General features: G+C 40.6%; 5 protein-coding genes. 1 reads left to right on the top strand and 4 read right to left on the bottom strand.

Features of this window, described 5'->3' with window-relative positions; genetic code table 11:
• Positions 1-58: 58 nt before the first annotated feature.
• The 4 genes from REG_RS12865 to REG_RS09995 are packed head-to-tail and all read right to left on the bottom strand — an operon-like array spanning position 59 to position 3293.
• Positions 59-187 (bottom strand): EscE/YscE/SsaE family type III secretion system needle protein co-chaperone, encoded by a 129-nt coding sequence (locus REG_RS12865; RefSeq protein ID WP_141553684.1) that lies wholly within the window; start codon positions 185-187, stop codon positions 59-61.
• A 13-nt stretch (positions 188-200) separates the two neighbouring features.
• Positions 201-1415 (bottom strand): type III secretion system inner membrane ring subunit SctD, encoded by a 1215-nt coding sequence (gene sctD, locus REG_RS10005; RefSeq protein ID WP_006705534.1) that lies wholly within the window; start codon positions 1413-1415, stop codon positions 201-203.
• Position 1416: 1 nt separating this feature from the next.
• Positions 1417-2898: an EscC/YscC/HrcC family type III secretion system outer membrane ring protein gene (locus REG_RS10000; protein ID WP_006705533.1), complete on the bottom strand. Its 1482-nt coding sequence runs from the start codon at positions 2896-2898 to the stop codon at positions 1417-1419.
• Positions 2895-3293: a hypothetical protein gene (locus REG_RS09995; protein ID WP_006705532.1), complete on the bottom strand. Its 399-nt coding sequence runs from the start codon at positions 3291-3293 to the stop codon at positions 2895-2897. The genes REG_RS10000 and REG_RS09995 overlap by 4 nt, the downstream gene beginning before the upstream one ends.
• Before the next feature lie 281 nt (positions 3294-3574).
• On the opposite strand from REG_RS09995, the gene REG_RS09990 reads away from it, so the two are divergent.
• The coding region (locus REG_RS09990; RefSeq protein WP_039908852.1) for a two component system sensor kinase at positions 3575-5840 on the top strand (2266 nt) is incomplete at its 3' end.

The raw sequence follows: 5840 nt of genomic DNA, 5'->3' as shown, positions 1-5840 counted from the left end.
AATAATCTTTTGTGCACTTAATACGGCTTCAGTTAGCTGAAGAAACTGTTTTTGAATATCAGGTTTTTCCGGTATCGAGGTCATTTTTTTTTAATTGAATTAAAGCTTCTGCCAATTCATCTAACTTGGCTTGAGTTTGTTCATGATCATATTTAATACAATTTTCCAGTTTGGTGATGCGTTGCATGTGTTAACCTCTATTAAAAACTCAGTGGAATATGGACAAGATTATTTCCTCTCATTAATTGAAGACCATGAGCACTGAGAAAAACAATTTTATAGCCATTGGGCAATATCGTTCCTTGCTGCAGACGAAGTCCATTGGCCAGTTCCATAAATTCAGAGTTTTGATTACCACCATAGCTGACGATTTCTGCCGGAAGTAATTGTTTGGATTGATCTGAAGCGGGGATATTTTGATAAACAATAGGAGGAAAATCAGGCAGCTCCTGCTGAATGCTGGTGAATATTACATTTAATTTTTGCTGCTGTTCGCCAGAGAGTTGCCCACTGATAACAATATTTTTTTTATTCTGTGCCAAGCTTAAATAGCCAAGTAATTCAAAAGCCCTTAATTTATTTATCAATAGATTAATCATCTCCCCCTGATGATTAATTACCGTCCATCCTTTTAATCCCGGCATCAGCGTGAGCACTTCTTGCACTTTTTCCCATTGCGGGCCCGCTTGAATGGTGCCATGAATAGTAACACGCCCCAGTTGATTACCTTCGCTCACCTCAGCATCTGGATAACCGTATTGCCGTACCACATCACTAACACTAACAATTAAGTGATCATCACACACCAATTGGTTGCGATATATGACACCGTGCAGAATCAAAAAATTTTGTAACTGCCGAATCGCAGCTGAAGATAAACAATAGCCATTTAATATCACACTACCATCAGGCTGCCAGCTACTTTTAACATCTTTTAATTCTAATTGTTGCAGTTGCTCTTCCAGCTGGTTTTGCAGTGCTAATGCTTGATCTACACTGCCCGTTTTAGAATGAGATAACCAAAATAAGCTCATAGACACTAACAGCAGTAGCAATAATACAGCCCCTGATAATAACAACAATGACTCTTGCCCAGAATACCGACGAGGAATAGTTATGCCGCTAAGTATATCGTCCTGCTCTCCTAATACCATAATTAGACCGGCTGTTTCGACTACCTCGTTCAAAGGCAATGCGTTTTGCGAGTCAAAAACACGACCATTGACCCAAACTCGCCCCGCCGTTTGCATAAAAACGTTATTTTCTTCTATTTTTAGCGTCAATACTTCACCCTGTTGTAGCGGCAAAAGCACATCACATCCCTGTTCTCCAAGCGTGAAATCCCCTGTGGGCAAACGGATCTCACGTCCATTAAGTTCTCCGTTTAACAGACGCATTTTTAGCTGCGCATTCATCTTAATGCCCTGTATCAACCGGTACTGCTTTAATTAAAAATAACCGAACGACACTATGTGAGTGCTTATCAGTACTACGAAATAATTCACCAATAACAGGAATATCCCCCAAGAAGGGGACTTTTTTTTCTGCTTCACTTTGCCTATCTTGAATAAATCCGCCTAAGAGTAAACTTTGCCCGATTTTTAACGTTGCCTGCGTTGAAATCTGAGAATCTTGTACTTGTGGCAAGGGCTCAGTCGCATTATTCGAACTTTTTTGTACCCCGTCTTTAATATTAAGATTCAGTAATACTTCGTGCCGCCCATTGTCATTAATCATTCTTGGTGTCACTCGTAATAAAGAACCTGAGGTAATAGATTCAAGTTTAGCAACTTTATCGCCTTGTAATTTAGTGTAAAAAGTAATGTTTTTATCCAGTACCGCAGGAATATTGTTCAGTGTCACCACCGAGGGACGGGATAATACCCTGGCGCGGGAATTTTGTTGTAATGCTTTAAGACGAACCATGAAATTATCTGTATCGCCAATAACACTAGAGAAACTATCGTTGCTGCCCGGTATTAACCCACTTCTAAAGGAAACCTTATTGCCCGCTAAGGAAGTAGAGGATGTCCAGTCAATACCTAATTGATTAATATTCCCCGCATCTACATCAATAATGGTAACTGAGATTTCTATGCCGATGGGACGTAGATCCAATTGATTAATGAGACTTTTATAGATTGGCATATTAGCCTGGCGATCACGGACAACAACCGCATTTTGGCGCGGATCAGCAGAAAAAAGAGGCAAACTGGTATTTTCAATCTTTCCACCATTAGCGGTATTAACCGGTAGCGTATTTCCAGCGCTCATCTCACGTAGAACCGTGACTAAACCAGGTAACTGCACTTCTTGGTCTCGATACTGATAATTTGAATCTGTCGCAGACGCATACTTAAGTAAAAATACTTTGACCGTTTCTTTATTATCGGTCTTATCTCGCACTTGTTGATTAAGCAACTTTGTCAATCTAGCAGCACGTTCAATACACACAGGAACGCCACTGACCTCTAAACTATTCAGTGAAGTGATCGCTTTAACTGTACAGTTTTTTCCATCTGATAACCCACTGTTTCTAAGATAGTTAATCAAGGTTTTTATTGACAAATCATCGGGTGATATAATTTCTTTTCTAATTTCCTGCGTTTTATAAAAATAAAGCACATCACCATCAAAATACCAGGTAAGGTTATATTTGGCTGATAAATAAGCAAGCATTTCTTCAGGGGTTTGATTTTTTAATTTTCCACTGAAACTTTCAGTAATTGCCTGACTCACTATTACCGGGATACCATAGTTTTTCCCTAATTCTTGTAACAAATTAGCAACAGCGATTCCTCGACTATAAATAAAAAAAGGAGAACCCTGCCAATTAATCGGTTGCGCATAGAGCAGTGGGTTAGATAACAGACAGATTAACCCAACAATTTTTTTCATATCACTACCTTACCTATTGCTTGCCTATCTAAAGAAGTTATTACCGATACTTGAGAAATAATATATCGGCTCAGAGCAAGCAGTTGTTCTAATAAAATGGAGAGTTCCTCAGTTTTGCTTTCAGCATTGCAACGAAGCCACAGCCACCAACGCTCTTCATGCAGCTGCAAAGCATAATCTTTAGTCTCTTCTCTAGAGGCTAATAATAACGTGATATGTTGTAGAGCCTTATCAGGTATGCCATTTTTGTCTAATAGCGATAAGCCAATACAAGCAGAATGGTTATAATCCTTTGCCATACCTAAAATGTCATCCAGTTTAAAGCGAACAGTATTAGATTCTGGTGTTACCGAAATAATCGCAATCAACGGAAGCGTTTCCAATATTTCGAGCATAAGTATAGCCTACAGAGTTAAGGGTTAACTGTTGGTTTAAATTAATAATTATATACCCTTCGCCTTTGAAGCCGAAGTGTTGTTGGCTGCGAATGTTCGCCTAGCGGCAACTTCAAGGGCTGTGGGTATATAAAATAATTTTCTATCGAGCAAAAACATTAATTAATCATTAATTTTAATATTATGTATTTAATATATCAAAATTCACAACAAAATTCACTTAACTCTTGATCTCAATTGCTTCCTATGGCGTACTGAAAAAAATAATTTAGGTGACTTTTATGGAAAACAAATCATCACTGGTCACTAGATTGACATTATTATTGGGTGCGACTCTGGTTGCAATATGGTTAATATCCATAGCAACTAATGCTTTTTTTTCGTTTGAAAATACGCGGCATCGTTTGATTGAAGATTTAACTCACGTGGCTATTTTGCGAGCAGATTTAAGCAACCAGCAATTTGAAGGGGCAGAACGTGATGCCAGGTTGCTTGCCAGCCGCCGTGAACATTATCAATCACAGACAGAAACCCCACAGCCTCTCAATAATTATGACAGCTTCTATATCCCATTAACGGGTGACAGCAGTTGTACGTCACCAGAACGTAGCAATGATTGTTGGATCATTCAGGCATACGGTGCTGCCGATCAAACTTATTATCTGGATAGCTTCATTATAGATCGCAGCGAGGGCATTACTTTGCTACCGCCGCAAAAAATATCTAAAGACTACTTTGCCAAGCGCCGTCGAGAATTATTTCAGTTGCCAACCTTCCCAATACATAGCAATGTTTTCTGGGGAAGCCCCGTTTACACCCCCAACAATGGTTGGCATGTTTCTGTTGCTGTATCCGATGACAGCGGAATGTTAGCCGGTTTTGCTTTAAAACTGAATGGGATACTTTCTCATGGTCGAGTGACAGAACAAAAAGATATTAATTTGTTATTAGACAGCAACGGTGAACTGCTGCCAATGTCTCAACAAAGCGCGCCTGCCGAACAATTAAATAAAATTCTCGAGCAACTGAGCCAAATGAAATTACATGATGGATGGCAACAAAGCGAAGACTATTTAATATTTCGTACTCAGCTTAACGGGCCAAGATGGCAACAATTAGTGCTCTATCCTCGTATCGGTTTCGCTTGGGAAGCAGCTAAACCCGCGTTGCATCAATTACCCTTCGCCCTGGCGATTTTGGTATTACTCACCCTGGTTTTATTCTTCTTACTCCGCTATTACTTAGCTATTCCGCTGTCCAACTTTGTTAATATTATTGGCGCTACCGGCCCAGATGCAATGGATGCGCGGCTACCGGCCACACGTACTGATGAGCTGGGACATATTGCGCGAGCGTACAATCATCTATTGGATACCCTCCATGAACAGTACGATACCTTAGAACTAAAAGTTAAAGAACGCACCCTCGAGCTTGCACAGGCTAAGCAAGAAGCGGAGCAAGCCAGTCGCCGTAAAAGTTTACATCTAACCACTATCAGTCATGAAATTCGCACCCCGCTCAATGGTTCCTTAGGCGCCATTGAATTATTGCAAAATACCCCACTGACCCCCGCACAATTAAGATTGGCAGATACCGCTCGGTTATGTTCATTTTCTTTATTAGGCATTATTAATGATCTGCTCGATTTTTCTCGTATTGAATCGGGACAGATGACGCTGGCGTTGGAAGAAACCGCTTTACTGCCGTTGCTTGATCAAGCCATGCTGGCAATTCAAAGTTCTGCGATGACGAAGTCATTAACCTTATGTACTCATGTCGGTGAAAATGTCCCACTAAAATTGCAATTAGACGCATTGCGTTTAAGGCAAATTTTGATCAACTTGTTAGGTAATGCGGTAAAGTTTACTCAATCTGGTGCCATTACCCTCCGTGTTGAACGCAAAAAAGATAAATTATATTTCATTGTTCAAGATACTGGCTGTGGTATTGATGCTGAAAATCAGCGAAAAATATTCGAACCCTTTTTTCAAACCAGCTCCCACGGACAGGGAACCGGTTTAGGACTAGCAATAGCCTGTAATCTCGCCAAATTAATGCAAGGTACCTTGCAATTACAAAGCACACCTAAAGCGGGAACCTGTTTTTCACTGCAATTACCGCTGAACGAAACACTGTCTGCCCCCATTTTCAGCGGCAGTTTAGCGGCACCGAGTACCTTGCACCCACAGCTTAAAGCATGGGGCATTACCTGCTTACCGGATGATGGTAATGAAGATTTTGCCGATGCCGAACTCGCTTATCTGCCAGGGCGTCTTTATACTCATGTTAAGCAACGTCTTTTCGAATACTCATTACCCACGCCATCGAAGTTACCATTACAACCTTGGCAAATAAAAATTCTGTTAGTCGACGATGCTGAAACCAACCGTGATATTACCGGTATGATGTTGAGACAATTAGGCCACCAGGTCGAGTTAGCTGAAAACGGTGAACAGGCGCTGCAATTAGGCCGCCAACAACGCTTTGATTTGGTTCTGATGGATATCAGAATGCCGGGATTAGATGGATTAGAGACAACAGCACAAT

The organism is Candidatus Regiella insecticola LSR1, assembly GCF_000143625.1.
In the GTDB taxonomy this organism is placed as follows: domain Bacteria; phylum Pseudomonadota; class Gammaproteobacteria; order Enterobacterales; family Enterobacteriaceae; genus Regiella; species Regiella insecticola.
This window is presented reverse-complemented; position numbering and strand designations above follow the sequence as displayed.

Coding starts and splice junctions, on each gene's coding strand:
- REG_RS10000 (WP_006705533.1), bottom strand. CDS start 2,898: ATGAAAAAAATTGTTGGGTTAATCTGTCTGTTATCTAACCCACTGCTC.
- REG_RS12865 (WP_141553684.1), bottom strand. CDS start 187: ATGCAACGCATCACCAAACTGGAAAATTGTATTAAATATGATCATGAA.
- REG_RS09995 (WP_006705532.1), bottom strand. CDS start 3,293: ATGCTCGAAATATTGGAAACGCTTCCGTTGATTGCGATTATTTCGGTA.
- sctD (WP_006705534.1), bottom strand. CDS start 1,415: ATGAATGCGCAGCTAAAAATGCGTCTGTTAAACGGAGAACTTAATGGA.